Origin of the sequence: Pseudomonas fortuita (assembly GCF_026898135.2) — a bacterium.
Lineage (GTDB): Bacteria > Pseudomonadota > Gammaproteobacteria > Pseudomonadales > Pseudomonadaceae > Aquipseudomonas > Aquipseudomonas fortuita.
Map to the genome: position 1 here is coordinate 5,017,567 of NZ_CP114035.2, position 16,901 is coordinate 5,034,467.

Consider the following 16,901-nt stretch of genomic DNA (forward strand, 5'->3'; position numbering starts at 1 on the left):
CAACGCGTTGTTCAAATCAACATCCTGAAAGACTGTTTGGCTGTGGCCCGCCGCCGTTTGCGACGAATCTCCCGATCCCTGAGAACACAGCCTATGTCAGAAATGCATTCGGCGCTGTCTGCTGGACAGCGCCGAAGGGTATCAATGGATCAGGCCGACCCGCGACAGGTTGGGCAGGTGGCTGAGCTTGGGCTCTGGCCAGCTCATCCACACCGCGAAGGCCTTGCCGACGATGTTCCGGTCCGGAACCATGCCGTGCAGTTCCTTGGGGATGTTCGGGTCATCCCAGTAACGGCTGTCGTTGGAGTTGTCGCGGTTGTCGCCCATCATGAAGTAATGGCCTGCCGGCACGGTCCACTGCTGGTCCGGCGGCATGCGATAACGGCTCATTTCCTTGCGGATCAGGTGTTCGGCCGCGCCGAGTTTTTCCTTGTACAGCTCGGCGCTGCCCAAGGTGCCCGGTTCGGTACCCACCAGTTGTTCGGCAATCGGCTGGCCGTTGACGAACAACCGCTTGTCGTTGGTGTAGCGGATCTGGTCGCCCGGCAGGCCGACCACTCGCTTGATGTAGTTGACGTTCGGGTCGCTCGGATAGCGGAACACCATTACATCACCGCGTTGCGGGTCACCTACCTCGATGACCTTCTTGTCGATCACCGGCAGGCGAATACCGTACGAGAACTTGTTCACCAGGATGAAGTCGCCCACTTCCAGGGTCGGTTTCATCGACCCCGAAGGAATCTGGAACGGCTCGACCAGGAATGAACGCAGCACCAGCACGATGAACAGCACCGGAAAGAACGATTTGCCGTACTCGACCAGCAACGGCTCCTTGTTCAGGCGCTCGACAACGGCCATCTCGGGCTGGCTGACGCTGCCCTGATAGTTGGCGATTGCCGCACGCCGGCGCGGGGCCAGGAACAGCAGGTCGATCAAGCCCAGCAGACCGCAGACGAAGACGGCGATGACTAGCAACAGCGGGAAATTTAGCGACATAGGACCTAGCTATCCAACCTGAGCACGGCGAGGAAGGCTTCCTGTGGAATTTCCACGTTGCCGACCTGTTTCATGCGTTTCTTACCGGCCTTCTGCTTCTCCAGCAGTTTCTTCTTACGGCTGACGTCACCACCGTAGCACTTGGCCAGTACGTTCTTTCTGAGCGCCTTGACGGTTGTCCGCGCGATGATCTGGCCGCCAATGGCTGCCTGGATCGCCACATCGAACATCTGCCGAGGGATCAGTTCCTTCATCTTCTCGGTCAACGCACGGCCTTTGTAGGCCGCGTTGTCGCGGTGCACGATCAATGCCAGGGCATCGACCTTGTCGCCATTGATCAGTACGTCCAGTTTGACCAGGTTGGCCGACTGGTAGCGATCAAAATGATAATCCAGCGAAGCATAGCCGCGGCTGGTGGACTTGAGACGGTCGAAGAAGTCCAGGACCACTTCGTTCATCGGCATGTCGTAACGCACCTGCACCTGGCTGCCGAGGAACTGCATGTCGCGCTGCACGCCACGCTTCTCGATGCACAGGGTGATGACGTTACCCAGGTGCTCCTGCGGCACCAGAATGGTCGCGGTGACGATCGGCTCGCGGAAGTCGGTCACTGACGAGACGTCCGGCAGCTTTGACGGGTTATCGACGATGATGGTTTCACCGGTCTTGAGCTCGAGCTCATAGATCACGCTCGGTGCTGTGGTGATCAGGTCCAGGTCGTATTCGCGCTCAAGGCGCTCCTGGATGATCTCCATGTGCAGCATGCCGAGGAAACCGCAACGGAAGCCGAAGCCCAGGGCGTCGGAGCTTTCCGGCATGTACTGCAGCGACGAGTCGTTGAGGGTGAGCTTCTGCAATGCGTCGCGGAAGTCTTCGAAGTCGTCAGAGCTGACCGGGAACAGGCCGGCGTAAACCTGCGGCTGGATTTTCTTGAAGCCCGCCAGCACTTCGACCTCGGGGGTCGAGGACAAGGTCAGGGTGTCACCCACCGGCGCACCGTGAATGTCTTTGATGCTGGCGATGATGAAGCCTACTTCGCCGGCTTTCAGATCAGCGGTCTGGGTGTGTTTTGGAGTGAACACCCCCACGCTGTCGACCAGGTGCACCTTGCCGGTGGACTTGACCAAAATCTTGTCGCCTTTCTTGACGCGGCCCTGGCGCACCCGCACCAGCGAGACCACGCCCAGGTAGTTGTCGAACCAGGAGTCGATGATCAACGCCTGCAAAGGTGCGTCGATCTCGCCTTCGGGCGCGGGGATGGTGTGCACCAGGCGCTCGAGAACCTCGTCCACGCCCATGCCGCTCTTGGCGCTGCAAGCCACGGCGTCGGTGGCGTCGATGCCGATGATCTTCTCGATCTCGTCCTTGACGCGGTCCGGGTCGGCCTGGGGCAGGTCCATCTTGTTCAGCACTGGCATGACTTCCAGGCCCTGCTCGATGGCGGTGTAGCAGTTGGCCACGGACTGGGCTTCAACACCCTGGCCGGCGTCAACCACCAGCAGTGCGCCTTCACAGGCTGCCAGCGAGCGCGAGACTTCGTAGGTGAAGTCGACGTGGCCGGGGGTGTCGATGAAGTTCAGCTGGTAGGTCTTGCCGTCTTGCGCCTTGTAGTGAAGCGTCACGCTGTGGGCTTTGATGGTAATCCCGCGTTCGCGCTCCAGGTCCATGGAATCAAGCACCTGGGCTTCCATTTCGCGTGCCGACAGGCCACCGCACATCTGGATGAAACGGTCGGCCAGCGTCGACTTGCCATGGTCGATGTGGGCGATGATGGAGAAATTGCGGATATGACTCAAATCACTCACGGGTCAACACTCGAAAAGGCTGCGAGCCGGGACGCCCGCCGAAAAATAGCCGGGAATTGTACCTCAAGCAGCAGGGATATGGGAGATTCCTCTATCGGGCTGTGCAGCGCTTTGGCGTCTGCAATTGTGAATTTTCATGAAAAAGGGCAGCCGTAGCTGCCCTTTCCTGCCTGCAAATCCGCTTATTCAGCGAGCTTGAAGGTGATGAAGCTGGCACGCCCCTGACGCAGCACGCGCATGGACACCGAGCGGTTCTTCGGCAGTTCCTTGGCGATTTCGGTGAATTCCTTGGCCGAACCGATGGCCTGGTTGTTCAGGTGGCTGATGACGTCACCCGGGCGCAGGCCGATCATCGCTGCAGGGCCATCCTGCACTTCCTTGATAACCACGCCGCCCTTGAGTTCGAGGGACTTTTTCTGCTCGGCGGTCAGGTCAGCCACCGATACGCCCAGACGGTTGCTGCTGCGCTCGGCGCTGCCTTCGGCGCCGGCACCGGTACCGATGTCGGCATCGTCATCCGGCATGGCGCCCACACCGACGTCCAGGGTCTGGCGCTTGCCGTTGCGGATGATCTCCAGCTTGGCCTTTTCACCGTCCTTGAGGCTACCGACCAGGTGTGGCAAGTCGGCCGACATGACGATCGGCTGACCGTTCATGCTCAGGATCACGTCACCCACCTGCAGGCCACCTTTGGCTGCCGGGCCGTTTTCCAGCACTTGGGCCACCAGCGCACCCGCTGGTTTATCCAGGCCGAAGGATTCAGCCAGGTCCTTGTTGACCTCTTGAATCACCACACCCAGCCAGCCGCGGCTGACCTTGCCATCTTTCTTCAGCTGATTGGACACATCGAGCGCCACATCGATCGGGATGGCGAACGACAGGCCCATGAAGCCGCCAGAACGGGTGAAGATCTGCGAGTTGATACCCACCACTTCGCCCTTCATGTTGAACAGCGGGCCGCCCGAGTTACCCGGGTTGATGGCGACGTCGGTCTGGATGAACGGGACGTAGGTCTCATTAGGCAGCGTACGGCCCTTGGCACTGACGATACCTTTGGTCACCGAATGGTCGAAGCCGAACGGCGAACCAATGGCCAGCACCCACTCGCCCACCTTGAGCTTCTCGGAATCACCCAGCTTCACGATCGGCAGGTTCTTGCCTTCGACTTTCAGCAGGGCCACGTCGGTGCGCGGGTCGGTGCCGACCAGCTTGGCCTGCAGCTCGCTGCGGTCCGACAGGCGGACGATGATTTCGTCGGCGTCGGCCACCACGTGGTTGTTGGTCAGCACGTAACCATCGCTGGAAATGATGAAGCCCGAACCCAGCGATTGCGCCTCGCGCTGGCGGTCGCCACGCGGCGAACGCGGCTGCTGCGGCATGTTGCGCTCAAAGAACTCGCGGAACATCGGCGGCAGGCCTTCCAGGTCCGGCATCTGCCCCGCGGCGATACGACGATCTGGCAGCTTCTGCTTGGTACTGATGTTGACCACGGCCGGCGAGGCCTGCTCGACCAGCGTGGTGAAGTCCGGCAAGGCTTCCTCGGCCTGGGCGGTGAGCACCTGGCCGAGCATGAGCACAGCGGCGAACATCGATAGGTAGGATTTCAAGCGTGGTGTAGACATACGGCTCCCGTCACAACGAGCGGTAGTTTAGAAAGGCCCCTGCACAATGCAGGAAAGGCCAGGCCCCTAGAAGCCTGACCTATAGAAAATTTGCCAGTAGATTGCAAATGACAATGCTTTAATTTCATTTCAGGCGCATATCCGTTCGCCTTGGCATGGCCCTCAAAAGCGCGCCATTACTGGCGCGCCTGGGCATCCTGGGGCCGCATCGACAACGCGACGCGTTCTGCCGTACCCAGCGGAATTTCGCCAACTACGGTGACCATCACCTTGCCTTTGGGGGTGTTAAGCCGTCGCGAAACCGCCGAGGTCGGGCCAAGCTGGGTACGCACATCGGTCCCGGTATCGTCCTTCACGGGTTCAAGGAACACCGAGAAGCGCGCCAACCCATCGTCGTACATCAGGCTACTGACCGTGCTGTCATGTTTGGGATCACGCCGTACCGAGCTGTTGACAAGCTCGAACCCTGGCGGGAGCCAGTCCGAGCGCCAGCCAGCGACGCTGTCGTTGCTGACAGAGGCAACACGCTGCACCGGCTTGCATGAAGCACTGGGGCGCAGGTCATCGTCGACAGGCGGTTCGTCGGTATCGAGGCGCGTCATCTGGAAGCGCTCCAGCAACTGCCCTTTGTCGTTGAGCATCAACGAACGCAGTGGCAGGCCTGTGGCGCGGTCCAGATGCAATTCGAAGGCATAGCGGTGCTGGTCGCGAGGAGTGAGGGTCAAGATCACGGCATCGCGCCCGGCGACCCGTGACTTGCCTGCAACGCTCAAATCGTACCAGCCCATCAGTTTCAGCGGATCAAGCACACGCTGCGCAGTGTCCGTAGGGGCGGTCACTCCGCTGACCAAGGCCCCACTGACACACTGCACCTTGCCATCCACGCGCAGTATTTCCTGGGCGGCGCCATCAAGCTGTAGCAACCGCTCGCTGACTTTGCCGTCCTGGACCCTGTGCCAGATATCGTGGGAAGAGAAGCTACCGTTGCGTTCGTAGACGAACGAGCCCTGGTAACTTTGCTTTTTCTCGGCCAGTGCCAGCTTGTTCAGCCACTCGTTCGCCTCGGGCGATGAGTTGGCTGCCAATACCGGCACCGTCATGCAGCTGCCAATCAGCAGCGACAGAAGAGGTAGCGCGCGCATGATCCTCCTTATTTAGCGGGGTTTTCCATGCTGGCGGCACGGGCATACGGCAGGGCAGTTTCAGTACCCTTGAGCGCGGACTCCTGTGCATGCTGGCGCAGATAGCCCGGCAGACGCTGATCCCAGCCGGCCTGGTTTTGCAGCACGCCGTTAGCCATCGGCCCGGTCGGTTGCTCACTGCTTTCACTATAGCCTGCCAAAACAGCAGGGCCCTGAGTTTGTGGCATGCTCAGGCCTTGTTGCGCAGGCTGCTGCGCAGCCAGCTCGGCGCCGGTGATTTCATCCTGGTTGTACATCCGCACGCCTGCCAGCACCGCAACGGTGACCGAGGCGGCAACCGCCAGACGAGCGACGCTGCGCCATGGCCCCTTGTTGACCTTGGCCGGTACGGCTTCGTCAGCCAGCGCCGCAGACACCGCCGAGGCGATATCCAGGTTGGGCAGCAGCAGCTCCTTGTGCATGGCTGCACGGGCTACCTGGTAACGCGACCAGGTGGCACGGGTTTCAGCATCGTCTACGGCGCTCAGCACCCGACGCAGTTCCAGTTCGTCCGCTTCGTTATCCATTACCGCGGACAGCGATTCCTGCAAAGCTTCACGACTCATGGCGGTTCCTCTCTTGGCTGTCGCCGCTGTCTCAGGTTTCCTGCAACAACGGCTGCAGGGCTTTGTCTATGGCCTCCCGAGCGCGGAAGATTCGAGAGCGCACGGTACCCACCGGACATTGCATGACACTGGCAATGTCTTCGTAACTCAGCCCGTCAAACTCGCGCAGGGTCAATGCCGTACGCAGGTCTTCGGGCAGTTGCTGGATGGTGCGATGGACAGTGCCTTCGATTTCATCCCGCAACAACGAGCGCTCTGGGGACTCGAGATCCTTGAGGCCATGATCGCCGTCGTAAAACTCCGCATCCTCAGAGCTCACATCACTGTCTGGTGGCCGTCTTCCACGGGACACCAGGTAGTTCTTCGCCGTGTTGATGGCGATGCGGTACAGCCAGGTATAAAACGCACTGTCACCGCGGAAATTGCCAAGCGCACGATAGGCCTTGATAAAGGCTTCCTGTGCGACATCCTGGGCCTCGTGGGTATCGTGAACGAACCGCACGATCAACCCGAGAATCTTGTGCTGATACTTCAGCACCAACAGATCGAAAGCTCGCCTGTCACCACGCTGAACGCGCTCGACAAGCTGCTGATCCTCTTCCTGGGTTAGCATGAACACTCCTCAGTGAACTCGAAGGAGCGTTGCAACAGCCATCGATCAGGCTTGCAACCATAGACTCGGGCTTTTCGCAAAAGTTCTCCCCTCCAAGCAAGTTTCCTGCAGCCCTTGGTCGGCTTGCACGGAAGACGCGGCGCGGGCACGGCCGGCTACGTCGATAATCAGGTTTCGAATACGCAGGGACAACCCGAACAGGCCTTGCCGCCCCACGTCGCCTCGACAAATTGTGACGTGCGGGCAACCTTCATAGGATTTCCGGCCATGTCGGAAAGTTCCCACAAAGGTTGCCGCGCGCCTCGGTAAGTGGCCAAGTGGCATGGAAATTGGCCACCTCGGGCTGCTATAAAGGCAACCTGGCCAAGTTTAACGATAGTTTCACAATGCCATCTGCGCGTGACTATTGTGCCGCGCCCCCTCTAAAGATTACTAGTGTCCCGACATGAGCCAACAATTCCAACATGATGTCCTGGTGATCGGCAGCGGTGCCGCCGGTCTCAGCCTGGCACTGAACCTCCCCAGCCACCTGCGTGTTGCCGTCCTCAGCAAGGGCGACCTGGCCAACGGCTCGACCTTCTGGGCCCAGGGCGGGGTCGCGGCAGTACTGGACAACACCGATACCGTGCAGTCGCATGTCGAGGACACCCTCAATGCCGGCGGCGGTCTGTGCCATGAAGAGGCGGTGCGTTTCACCGTCGAACACAGCCGCGAAGCGATCCAGTGGCTGATCGAGCAAGGTGTGCCCTTTACCCGCGACGAGCACTCCAGCGTTGACGACGGAGGCTTCGAGTTCCACCTCACCCGCGAGGGCGGCCATAGCCATCGGCGTATCATCCACGCCGCCGACGCCACTGGCGCAGCCATTTTCACCACGCTGCTGGAACAGGCCCGCCGGCGCCCGAACATCCAGTTGCTGGAGCAGCGCGTGGCGGTCGACCTGATCACCGAACGTCGCCTGGGCCTGCCGGGCGAGCGCTGCCTGGGCGCCTACGTGCTCGACCGCAACACCGGTGAGGTGGACACCTTCGGCGCGCGCTTCACCGTACTGGCCACCGGCGGTGCAGCAAAGGTCTACCTGTACACCAGCAACCCCGATGGCGCCTGTGGTGATGGCATCGCCATGGCCTGGCGTGCGGGCTGCCGGGTGGCGAACCTGGAATTCAACCAGTTTCATCCGACCTGCCTGTATCACCCACAGGCCAAAAGCTTCCTGATTACCGAAGCCCTGCGCGGTGAAGGTGCGCTGCTGCGCCTGCCCAATGGCGAGCGCTTCATGCCACGCTTCGACCCGCGCGAAGAGCTTGCCCCGCGCGACATCGTGGCCCGCGCCATCGACCACGAGATGAAACGCCTGGGCGTGGACTGCGTGTACCTGGACATTACCCACAAGCCGGCCGATTTCATCATGGGCCACTTCCCCACCGTGTACGAACGCTGCCTGGCCTTTGGCATCGATATCACCCGCCAGCCGATCCCGGTCGTACCGGCGGCGCACTACACCTGCGGCGGGGTGATGGTCGACGACCGCGGTCACACAGACGTGCCAGGGTTGTACGCCATCGGCGAAACCAGCTTCACCGGCCTGCACGGCGCCAACCGTATGGCCAGCAACTCGCTGCTGGAATGCTTTGTCTATGGCCGCGCCGCCGCTGCCGACATCCAGGCGCACCTTGAACACGTGACAATGCCCAAGGCCCTGCCAGGGTGGGATGCCAGCCAGGTCACCGACTCGGACGAGGATGTGATCATCGCGCACAACTGGGATGAGCTGCGGCGGTTCATGTGGGACTACGTGGGTATTGTGCGCACCAGCAAGCGCCTGCAGCGGGCCCAACACCGCATTCGCCTGCTGCTGGACGAAATCGACGAGTTCTACAGCAACTACAAGGTCAGCCGCGACCTGATCGAACTGCGCAACCTGGCGCAGGTGGCCGAATTGATGATTCTGTCAGCCATGCAGCGCAAGGAAAGCCGTGGGTTGCATTACACACTGGATTACCCGGGGATGCTGGACGAGGCCAAGGACACCATCCTCAGCCCACTCTGAAATGTGCAGCGTGTGTGAGATCGAGCGCCGCCCGCGCGGCGCTCGATCTCACACACGCTGAACCTGCTACGGCGAACACCTGTCAGCCCCGACTAGCCCCCACCTCAGCCCACCTGCGTCGGCTGAACTTCAACCGCACCCGCAAGCGCCGATGCTCATCCACCCCCAGCGCATCCTGCGGTATGCACTGGCTCTGCTCCATCCATCGCCCCGCCCGCTCAAAGCGCAACACCACCAGCCGCGGCAACGCCACGCTGTCCCGGCACAACCGCACCGGTTGCCAGCCACGGGCACGGCAGAACACCTGCCAGCCGCGCACATCACGGCGCAACCCAACAACGGCATGCTCATGGGTTAACAGGATTCGTCGGGGAATGGCCCAGCCAGCGTGGGCGATACAGGCGGCGACAACAGAAAAGGAAAGCCAATCAGGCAACGGGCTCGCCCACACGGCAAGCCACGCCAGCACCTGGCAACCCAGGTAGGCCGCTAGCAGCAGGCGCGAGCCTTGCCAGCGGCACTCGAAGCACTCACTTGGGCTGGACACGGTCCAGGATGATGCGGACCATGCGTTGCAGCTCCGGGTCTTCGGACTCGGTGCGCTCCATGAACCAGCCGAACATGTCCTGGTCCTCGCAGCTCAACAGACGCACGTACAGTTCGCGATCGGTCTCGTTGAGGGTGGAGTAGACTTCCTGGGTGAAAGGCACCAGCAGTACGTCCAGTTCCAGCATGCCGCGGCGGCTATGCCAGAAAAGCCGGTTGAGTTCAGTTTGTTCGACCATGGGGCCCTCCTCGAATGGCCCGCCAGTATACAGGCAGGCGAGCATGGCGACACCGGGCGTTGGTCTAGTCACCTACCTATTTTGTTACCGGCGTTCTATGATGGCCGCCAGTCTTTAAGCCACCGCGATGACCCATGGCCGATTCCGCTTTCTTCTGCCCCCTGTCCCACGAGGGCATCCTCGCCGTCCGCGGCTCCGATGCAGGCAAGTTCCTGCAAGGCCAGCTGACCTGCAACATCACCTACCTCAGCCAGGAACATTCCAGCCTCGGCGCCCGCTGCATGGTCAAGGGGCGCATGCAGTCGAGCTTTCGCATCTTGCCCGAAGGCAACGGTTACCTGCTGGCCATGGCCAGCGAACTGCTAGAGGCGCAACTGGCCGACCTGAAAAAGTACGCTGTGTTCTCCAAGGCCACGCTGACCGACGAAAGCGCCGCCTGGGCACGCTTCGGGCTGCAAGGCGGTGACGCTGCGCTACAGGCGCTTGGGCTCGACGTGCCTGCAAACGCCGGCAGTACCGTGCGCCATGAAGGCCTGATCGCCATTGCCGTGTCCGCAGGACGTGTGGAGTTGTGGGTACCGGCGGACAATGCCGACACGGTACGCCAGGCCCTCGCCAGCGCCCTGCCTGAAGGCAGCCTCAACGAATGGCTGCTAGGCCAGATTCGTGCCGGTATCGGCCAGGTCATGGGACCGACCCGTGAGCTGTTCATCCCGCAGATGATCAACCTGCAGGCCGTCGACGGCGTCAGCTTCAAGAAAGGCTGCTACACCGGTCAGGAAATCGTCGCCCGCATGCAGTACCTGGGCAAGCTCAAGCGCCGCCAGTACCGACTGGCACTGGACCAGCAGGCCATCCCGGCCCCGGGTGCCGCGATCTTCTCGCCCACCCACGGCTCGGCGGTCGGTGAAGTAGTCATTGCCGCCGGCAACGGTGCTGGCTGCGAACTGCTCGCGGTGCTCAGCGCCGACGCGGTGGAAGACGACAACCTGCACCTGGGCAGCCTCGAAGGCCCACGCCTGCAGGTGCTGACCCTGCCTTACGAACTGGACCGCGACCGGGAAATCCAGCGCTGACCAGCCTGCCCCGCCCCCGTGGCGGGGCCGCACCACCACTGCGGTAGACACGTCAATGAACAAGCTGGCCGAGATGGTTCAAGCACAGTTGCTCGATGCCATCGAAAAGGATGACCTGGTCCTGCCAACCCTGCCCGAGGTTGCCTTGAGCATCCGCGAAGCAGCGGAAGACAGCGAGATCAGCGTAGCGGCCCTGAGCAAGGTGATTGGTCGGGATGCGGCCCTTTCAGCGCGCCTGATCAAGGTAGTCAACAGCCCACTGCTGCGTGCGGCGGTCGAGGTGACCGACCTGCATACCGCCATCACGCGACTGGGCATCAACTACAGCTGCAACCTGGCCATTGGTTTGGTGATCGAGCAGATTTTCCATGCACGCTCACCGGCGGTTGAACAGAAGCTTCGCGAGATCTGGACCAACAGCCTGGAAGTGGCAGGCATCAGCTACGAAATTTGTCGCCGCTATACCCAGCTCAAGCCTGAACAGGCCACCTTGGGCGGGCTGGTCAACCAGATCGGTGCGCTGCCAGTGCTGATCTATGCCGAAGAGCACAACGAGCTGTTGTCCGACCCGGTTTGCCTGCATTACGTGATCGAGCAGATCCAGCCGGTACTGGGGGACAAGATTCTCAAGGCCTGGGAGTTTCCGGAGCAGTTGATCAATTTGCCGAGCCAGGTTCAGGACCTGGACCGGCAGACCGACAAGGTCGACTACATCGACATCGTGCAGATCGCCCGCTGTATCAGCCAGCGTGGTCGTCAACGTCCGTTGGCGGCACTGCCCGCGTACCGCCACCTGAGGTTGCCTTTTGGTACCGAGCTGGAAGTGGATGAACTGCTTGAGGCGCGCAGTATGTTGCGCTGAGCTGTGTCAGCCTGCCCGGGCCCTATCGCCGGCAAGCCAGCTCCCACTTCGACTGCCTTGACCTCAAGGCATGCGGTGTCCTGTGGGAGCTGGCTTGCCGGCGATAGGGCCAGCGGAATCAACACATCAATCGGCGATGAAACTCACTCGTACCCGCAACCCGCCCTTCTCGCCATCATGCAGGCTCACCTGCGCCAGATGCGCCCGGCAGATCTCGCCGACAATCGCCAGGCCAAGCCCGCTACCCTGCGCACTGCGCCGGTAAAACCGCTCGAACACCCGCTCGCGCTCAGCCTCGGGAATACCTGGCCCATCATCCTCTACCTCCAGCACAGCTGGCGCCACCACCCGCAAAATCACATTGCCCCCCGCCGGCGTATGCGCCAGGGCATTGTCCACCAGGTTGCTCAACAGCTCGTTGAGCAGCGTCGGTTCACCCTTGAGCCATACGGGGGCCTCGGCCTCCAGGGCCAGCGCCACCCCGCGCTTGTGCGCCAGGGGCGCCATGGCCATACCCAGCTCACGGGCCAGTTGGCTCAGGTCCAGGCGATGCGCACCGCCTTCGGCAATTGCCCGTGCACCGTTCTCGACCCGCGCCAATGACAACAGCTGGTTGGCGAGGTGGGTCAGCTTGTCGGTGCCCTGGGCGGCAGATTCCAAGGTCTGCCGCCACTCCTGCGGCTCGGACGAGCGCAACCCCAACTCGACCCGCGCCTTCAGAGCTGCCAGCGGCGTACGCAGTTCATGGGCGGCGTCGGCGATGAACTGCGCCTGGCGCTCGAACTGGCCGCGCAAGCGCTCGGTAAAGTGGTTCAAGGCTCGCACCAACGGGCTCAGCTCGCGCTGCACCTGCACCACCGGCAAGGCCCGCAAATCATCCGGTTGGCGCTCCTCCACCGCCGTGCGCAGGCGCTCCAGCGGCCGCAACGCCGCGCTCACGGCAAACCACACCATCACCAGCGCGCCCAGCGCCAGCATGCCCAAACGCAGCAGGGTATCGGCCATCAGCCCACGGGCCATGCGCACCCGCGCTTCCTCGGTTTCGGCTACGCGGATCTCCGCCATGCCGTTCATGTTGGGCTCGCTCACTGCCTTCAGCAGGCTGACCACCCGTACATCCTGGCCAAGGTAGGTGGCGTTGTAGAACCGTGCCAGGGCCGGGTAGTCATCGGTGCGTGGGGTGCCTGGCGGCGGCGGCGGCAGGTTCTCATAGCCGGAAATCAGCCGCTGCTTGATGTCTAGTACCTGGTAGTAGATACGCCCGGCACTGTCGTAGGCGAAGGTGTCCAGCGCCACGTAGGGCACATCCGCGCTCAGCGAACCGTCACGCTGCGACAGGCCGGCGGCGATGGTCCGCGCCGAGGCCAGCAGGGTGCGGTCGTAGGCAGTGTCGGCGGCCTCGCGGCCATTCCAGTAAGCGCTCAGGCCGCTGGCCAGCATCAGCACTACCAGCAGCAGCGCCAGATTACCCAGCAAGCGCCCGCGCAGGCTGCCGTTGTCACGCATCGCGGTGCTCTAGCAGGTAGCCCAGGCCGCGGAAGGTGACGATGGCCACCGGGTGGCCGTCGAGCTTCTTGCGCAAGCGGTGGATGTAGATCTCGATGGCGTCGGGGCTGGCCTCTTCGTCCAGGCCAAACACCTGCGCCGCCAACTGCTCCTTGCTCATCACCCGGCCCGGGCGGGCGATCAGCGCTTCCAGCACGCTTTGCTCACGCGAGGTCAGGGTCAGGTTGTCGTCACCGAGGGTGAAGCGCCGGGTATCCAGGTCGTAAACCAGCGGCCCGCAGCGTTGCTGACGCTCGCCACCGAGCACACTGCGGCGCAGCAGGGCCTTGACCCGTGCTTCCAGCTCGGTCAACTCGAACGGTTTGGCCAGGTAGTCGTCGGCGCCCAGGTTAAGGCCATGGACCCGGTCCTTGACGTCACTGCGTGCCGTCAGCATCAGCACCGGCACGGTCTTGCCACGGCCACGCAGGCGCGCCAGCACCTCGAAGCCATCCATGCGCGGCAAGCCGACATCCAGCACAACCACGGCGTACTCCTCACTGGCCAGAGCCAGGTCGGCAGCCACGCCGTCATGCAGCACATCCACGGTCAGGCCGTGGCTTTTCAAGGCCTGGGCCACGCTTTCGGCCAGTTGCAGGTGGTCTTCGACCAGCAGCACACGCATCGGTTTCTCCCTGCTCGGGTGGGGCGGTGGCGCGGAGTGTACCGCTGTCCTCAGGCCTGTGAAGCCCCTTGTAACAAACCTTTCTCACTGAAAGGTTAGCGAAAGGTTCGTTGCCTAGCATCGCACCACGGTCGCTCCTCGCGCCGAAAAAAGCACCAGCAAGGTGCAACAAATAAGAACAATAAACGGAGTCATCGACGATGCTGTCATCGCAGCCGCAGGCGTTCACGCCTACCCGTTCCTTTGCCGCACGCCCCTCAGCCATCGCCAGCGCCCTCGCGCTTGCCGGTGTCGCCCCGATGAGCCAGGCCGCCTTCTTCGAAGACAGCACGGCCACCTTCGAAACCCGCAACATGTACTTCAACCGCGACTTTCGCGACGGTACCAGCGCGCAACAATCCAAGCGCGACGAGTGGGCCCAGGGCTTCATCCTCAATTTTGAGTCCGGCTATACCGATGGCACCGTAGGCTTTGGCCTGGACGCATTGGGCATGCTCGGCGTCAAGCTCGACTCCAGCCCCGACCGCACCGATACCGGCCTGCTGCCGACCCACGATGACGGCAAGGCCGCCGACGAATACTCCAAACTGGGCCTGACCGGCAAAGTAAAGCTCTCCCAGACCGAGCTGAAAATCGGCACCCTGATCCCTGAACTGCCGACTCTGCAGCCCAACGACGGGCGCATCCTGCCGCAAACCTTCGAAGGCGGCCTGCTCACGTCCAGGGAAATCAAGGGCCTGACCTTCACCGGCGGGCGCCTGGACAAGGCCAAGGACCGCAACGACACCAACTGGGAAGACCTGGCGCTGAACAACAAGAATGGCCGCTTCGGTGGCACCTTCAGCGCCGACAACCTGACCCTGGGCGGCCTGGACTACCAGTTCACCGACCGCATCACCGGCAGCTACCACTTCGCCCAGCTCGACGATATCTACCGCCAGCACTTTATCGGCATGGTCGCCACCCAACCCTGGGGCCCGGGCACCTTCGGTGCCGACCTGCGCCTGGCGGTGAGCGACGATGCTGGCGCCGCCAAGGCCGGCAACATCGACAACACCACCATCAACGGCATGCTCAGCTACGCCCTGGGCGGGCACAAGGTCAGCGCTGCCTGGCAGCAGCTGTCGGGCGACAGCGCCTTCCCGTATGTCGATGGCGCCGACCCATACCTGGTCAACTTCGTCCAGATCAACGACTTCGCCGGTGCCGACGAGCGTTCCTGGCAGGCGCGTTACGACTACAACTTTGCCGCGCTCGGCGTACCCGGCCTGACCTTCATGACCCGCTACATCAGCGGTGACAATGTCAGCCGCGCGACCGGTGGTGAAGGCAAAGAGTGGGAACGCAACACCGAACTGAAGTACGTGGTACAAAGCGGCCCGTTGAAGAACGTCGCCGTGCGCCTGCGCAACGCCACCTTCCGCTCCAACTTCGCCCGCGACGCGGACGAAGTGAGGCTGTTGGTCAGCTACAGCGTGGCGCTGTGGTAACCCCATAGCGGTAATCCAATAACAACAACGCTCACGGAGATAGACGATGACCTTTTCACTGCGCCGCCTCGTTCTCGCTACCGGCTGCCTGCTGTTGGCCGGCAACGCTCTGGCCGCCGAACCGAAACGCCCTGAATGCATCGCCCCCGCCTCGCCGGGCGGTGGCTTCGACCTGACCTGCAAGCTGGTGCAAAGCGCCCTGGTGCAGGAAAAGATCCTCAGCAAACCCATGCGCGTCACCTACATGCCCGGCGGTGTTGGCGCGGTGGCCTACAACGCCGTGGTCGCCCAACGCCCGGCCGATGCCGGTACCCTGGTGGCCTGGTCGAGCGGCTCACTACTGAACCTGGCCCAAGGCAAGTTCGGCCGCTTCGACGAAAACGCAGTGAAGTGGCTGGCGGCTGTCGGCACCAGCTACGGCGCCATCGCCGTGAAAAGCGACTCGCCCTACAAGACCCTCGACGACCTGGTCGCGGCATTGAAAAAAGACCCGAGCAAGGTGGTGATCGGCTCTGGCGGCACCGTCGGCAGCCAGGACTGGATGCAGACTGCCTTGATCGCCAAGGCTGCCGGCATCAACCCGCGTGACCTGCGCTACGTGGCCCTGGAAGGCGGTGGCGAAATTGCCACGGCGCTGCTGGGCGGTCACATCCAGGTCGGCTCTACCGACATTTCCGACTCCATGCCGCACATTCAGAGCGGCAACATGCGCATCCTTGCAGTGTTTTCGCAAAACCGCCTGGACGAGCCCGAGATGAAAGACATCCCCACCGCCAAGGAGCAAGGCTACGACATCGTCTGGCCGGTAGTGCGCGGCTTCTACCTTGGGCCAAAGGTGAGCGACGAGGACTATGCCTGGTGGAAGGCTTCGTTCGACAAGATGCTGGCTTCGGAAGACTTCGCCAAGCTGCGTGACCAGCGCGAGCTGTTCCCGTTCGCCATGACCGGCGAAGAGCTGGACGGCTACGTGAAGAAGCAAGTGGCCGACTACAAGGCACTGGCCAGGGAATTTGGCCTGATCCAGTAAGCCTGTCGGATTCACCACCACCCCTGTGGGAGCGGCCTTGTGTCGCGATCGGGCGCGAAGCGGCCGCTAAACCTGCCGATGCGATGTGCCCGAAGCATCGTATCGGCTGTGCCAGGGGCCGCTGTGCGGCCCATCGCGACACAAGGCCGCTCCTACAGGACTTGCATCTCACTTGAGCAATCCCAACGAGGATTCCCCAATGATCCTGCAACGCATCTTCGCCCTGGCCCTGCTGGCGGTGTGCGCCGCCCTGGCCGTGATGGCCTGGCCCTACCAGGCGGCGTTTTCCTATGAACCGGTAGGCCCGCGCGCCTACCCACTGCTGATGCTTGGCCTCATGAGCCTGGGCCTCTTGTACCTGGTGTTCCGCCCCACGCCCATTGTGCGCAAGGACGACGAACCGGAACTGGACCGCGAAACCCTGACCAAGATCACCGCCTGCGTAGGCCTGCTGATCGTCTTCGCGGCCACCTTCGAAGCCCTGGGCTTCATCCTCAGCGCCATCCTGGTCGGCCTGCCCATGGCCCGGTTGTATGGCGGCCGCTGGCTGCAGAGCGCCATCGTGGTAGCCGGCATGAGCCTGCTTCTCTACTGGCTGTTCGACCGCGTGATGGACGTGCCCCTGCCCCTTGGCCTGCTCAGCGTACTGGAGAACTGA

16 protein-coding genes are annotated in these 16,901 nt (G+C 62.3%); 6 read left to right on the plus strand and 10 right to left on the minus strand.

Going from position 1 to position 16,901, the window contains the following annotated elements; translation table 11 throughout:
• Positions 1–141: 141 nt before the first annotated feature.
• The 6 genes from lepB to rpoE all read right to left on the minus strand — a co-directional run bounded on the left by lepB (position 142) and on the right by rpoE (position 6,783).
• Positions 142–996, minus strand: a complete 855-nt coding sequence (lepB, locus tag OZ911_RS22975; RefSeq protein WP_016488826.1) for a signal peptidase I — start codon at positions 994–996, stop codon at positions 142–144.
• Between the two features lie 5 nt (positions 997–1,001).
• On the minus strand, positions 1,002–2,801 hold the full coding sequence (gene lepA, locus OZ911_RS22980) for a translation elongation factor 4 (RefSeq protein WP_024717450.1): 1,800 nt from the start codon (positions 2,799–2,801) through the stop codon (positions 1,002–1,004).
• A gap of 182 nt (positions 2,802–2,983) precedes the next feature.
• The gene (locus OZ911_RS22985; protein WP_371262331.1) at positions 2,984–4,390 is read right to left on the minus strand and encodes a DegQ family serine endoprotease; all 1,407 of its coding nucleotides are present in this window, start codon (positions 4,388–4,390) and stop codon (positions 2,984–2,986) included.
• 209 nt (positions 4,391–4,599) lie between these two features.
• On the minus strand, positions 4,600–5,565 hold the full coding sequence (locus OZ911_RS22990; protein WP_023047120.1) for a MucB/RseB family sigma factor regulatory protein: 966 nt from the start codon (positions 5,563–5,565) through the stop codon (positions 4,600–4,602).
• 8 nt (positions 5,566–5,573) lie between these two features.
• Positions 5,574–6,170: a sigma-E factor negative regulatory protein gene (locus OZ911_RS22995; protein ID WP_016488830.1), complete on the minus strand. Its 597-nt coding sequence runs from the start codon at positions 6,168–6,170 to the stop codon at positions 5,574–5,576.
• A 31-nt stretch (positions 6,171–6,201) separates the two neighbouring features.
• Positions 6,202–6,783, minus strand: coding sequence for an RNA polymerase sigma factor RpoE/AlgU (gene rpoE / locus OZ911_RS23000; protein WP_003252049.1), 582 nt, complete (start codon positions 6,781–6,783; stop codon positions 6,202–6,204).
• A 445-nt stretch (positions 6,784–7,228) separates the two neighbouring features.
• Here rpoE and nadB point away from each other — a divergent pair, with 445 nt between their 5' ends.
• Positions 7,229–8,833, plus strand: coding sequence for an L-aspartate oxidase (nadB, locus tag OZ911_RS23005; protein ID WP_023047119.1), 1,605 nt, complete (start codon positions 7,229–7,231; stop codon positions 8,831–8,833).
• 82 nt (positions 8,834–8,915) lie between these two features.
• On the opposite strand, the gene OZ911_RS23010 is transcribed toward nadB, so the two are convergent.
• A complete protein-coding gene (locus tag OZ911_RS23010; RefSeq protein WP_023047118.1) occupies positions 8,916–9,380 on the minus strand; it encodes a protein YgfX in 465 nt (154 codons plus the stop codon).
• Positions 9,364–9,618, minus strand: coding sequence for an FAD assembly factor SdhE (locus OZ911_RS23015; protein WP_016498168.1), 255 nt, complete (start codon positions 9,616–9,618; stop codon positions 9,364–9,366). The genes OZ911_RS23010 and OZ911_RS23015 overlap by 17 nt, the downstream gene beginning before the upstream one ends.
• A 134-nt stretch (positions 9,619–9,752) precedes the next feature.
• Here OZ911_RS23015 and ygfZ point away from each other — a divergent pair, with 134 nt between their 5' ends.
• Both ygfZ and OZ911_RS23025 read left to right on the plus strand, forming a co-directional pair.
• Positions 9,753–10,694 carry a CAF17-like 4Fe-4S cluster assembly/insertion protein YgfZ gene (ygfZ, locus tag OZ911_RS23020; protein WP_016488834.1) on the plus strand — a complete coding sequence of 314 codons (942 nt, stop codon included), beginning with the start codon at positions 9,753–9,755 and terminating at the stop codon, positions 10,692–10,694.
• A gap of 55 nt (positions 10,695–10,749) precedes the next feature.
• Complete coding sequence (locus tag OZ911_RS23025) at positions 10,750–11,556, plus strand: HDOD domain-containing protein (RefSeq protein WP_016488835.1); 807 nt, start codon at positions 10,750–10,752, stop codon at positions 11,554–11,556.
• Positions 11,557–11,682: 126 nt separating this feature from the next.
• Here OZ911_RS23025 and tctE read toward each other — a convergent pair whose 3' ends face one another.
• Both tctE and tctD read right to left on the minus strand, forming a co-directional pair.
• Positions 11,683–13,062, minus strand: a complete 1,380-nt coding sequence (gene tctE / locus OZ911_RS23030) for a two-component system sensor histidine kinase TctE (RefSeq protein ID WP_070086524.1) — start codon at positions 13,060–13,062, stop codon at positions 11,683–11,685.
• A complete protein-coding gene (gene tctD / locus OZ911_RS23035; protein ID WP_016488837.1) occupies positions 13,055–13,726 on the minus strand; it encodes a two-component system response regulator TctD in 672 nt (223 codons plus the stop codon). Before tctD ends, tctE begins: the two co-directional genes overlap by 8 nt.
• Before the next feature lie 200 nt (positions 13,727–13,926).
• Here tctD and OZ911_RS23040 point away from each other — a divergent pair, with 200 nt between their 5' ends.
• From OZ911_RS23040 to OZ911_RS23050, 3 genes are all read left to right on the plus strand, one after another.
• A complete protein-coding gene (locus OZ911_RS23040) occupies positions 13,927–15,216 on the plus strand; it encodes an OprD family porin (RefSeq protein ID WP_016488838.1) in 1,290 nt (429 codons plus the stop codon).
• 46 nt (positions 15,217–15,262) lie between these two features.
• Complete coding sequence (locus OZ911_RS23045; RefSeq protein WP_070086523.1) at positions 15,263–16,243, plus strand: Bug family tripartite tricarboxylate transporter substrate binding protein; 981 nt, start codon at positions 15,263–15,265, stop codon at positions 16,241–16,243.
• Between the two features lie 199 nt (positions 16,244–16,442).
• Positions 16,443–16,901, plus strand: a complete 459-nt coding sequence (locus OZ911_RS23050) for a tripartite tricarboxylate transporter TctB family protein (protein ID WP_016488840.1) — start codon at positions 16,443–16,445, stop codon at positions 16,899–16,901.

Coding starts and splice junctions, on each gene's coding strand:
- rpoE (WP_003252049.1), bottom strand. CDS start 6,783: ATGCTAACCCAGGAAGAGGATCAGCAGCTTGTCGAGCGCGTTCAGCGT.
- lepB (WP_016488826.1), bottom strand. CDS start 996: ATGTCGCTAAATTTCCCGCTGTTGCTAGTCATCGCCGTCTTCGTCTGC.
- OZ911_RS23050 (WP_016488840.1), top strand. CDS start 16,443: ATGATCCTGCAACGCATCTTCGCCCTGGCCCTGCTGGCGGTGTGCGCC.
- nadB (WP_023047119.1), top strand. CDS start 7,229: ATGAGCCAACAATTCCAACATGATGTCCTGGTGATCGGCAGCGGTGCC.
- OZ911_RS22995 (WP_016488830.1), bottom strand. CDS start 6,170: ATGAGTCGTGAAGCTTTGCAGGAATCGCTGTCCGCGGTAATGGATAAC.
- ygfZ (WP_016488834.1), top strand. CDS start 9,753: ATGGCCGATTCCGCTTTCTTCTGCCCCCTGTCCCACGAGGGCATCCTC.
- OZ911_RS23045 (WP_070086523.1), top strand. CDS start 15,263: ATGACCTTTTCACTGCGCCGCCTCGTTCTCGCTACCGGCTGCCTGCTG.
- tctE (WP_070086524.1), bottom strand. CDS start 13,062: ATGCGTGACAACGGCAGCCTGCGCGGGCGCTTGCTGGGTAATCTGGCG.
- OZ911_RS23040 (WP_016488838.1), top strand. CDS start 13,927: ATGCTGTCATCGCAGCCGCAGGCGTTCACGCCTACCCGTTCCTTTGCC.
- tctD (WP_016488837.1), bottom strand. CDS start 13,726: ATGCGTGTGCTGCTGGTCGAAGACCACCTGCAACTGGCCGAAAGCGTG.
- OZ911_RS22990 (WP_023047120.1), bottom strand. CDS start 5,565: ATGCGCGCGCTACCTCTTCTGTCGCTGCTGATTGGCAGCTGCATGACG.
- OZ911_RS22985 (WP_371262331.1), bottom strand. CDS start 4,390: ATGTTCGCCGCTGTGCTCATGCTCGGCCAGGTGCTCACCGCCCAGGCC.
- OZ911_RS23025 (WP_016488835.1), top strand. CDS start 10,750: ATGAACAAGCTGGCCGAGATGGTTCAAGCACAGTTGCTCGATGCCATC.
- OZ911_RS23015 (WP_016498168.1), bottom strand. CDS start 9,618: ATGGTCGAACAAACTGAACTCAACCGGCTTTTCTGGCATAGCCGCCGC.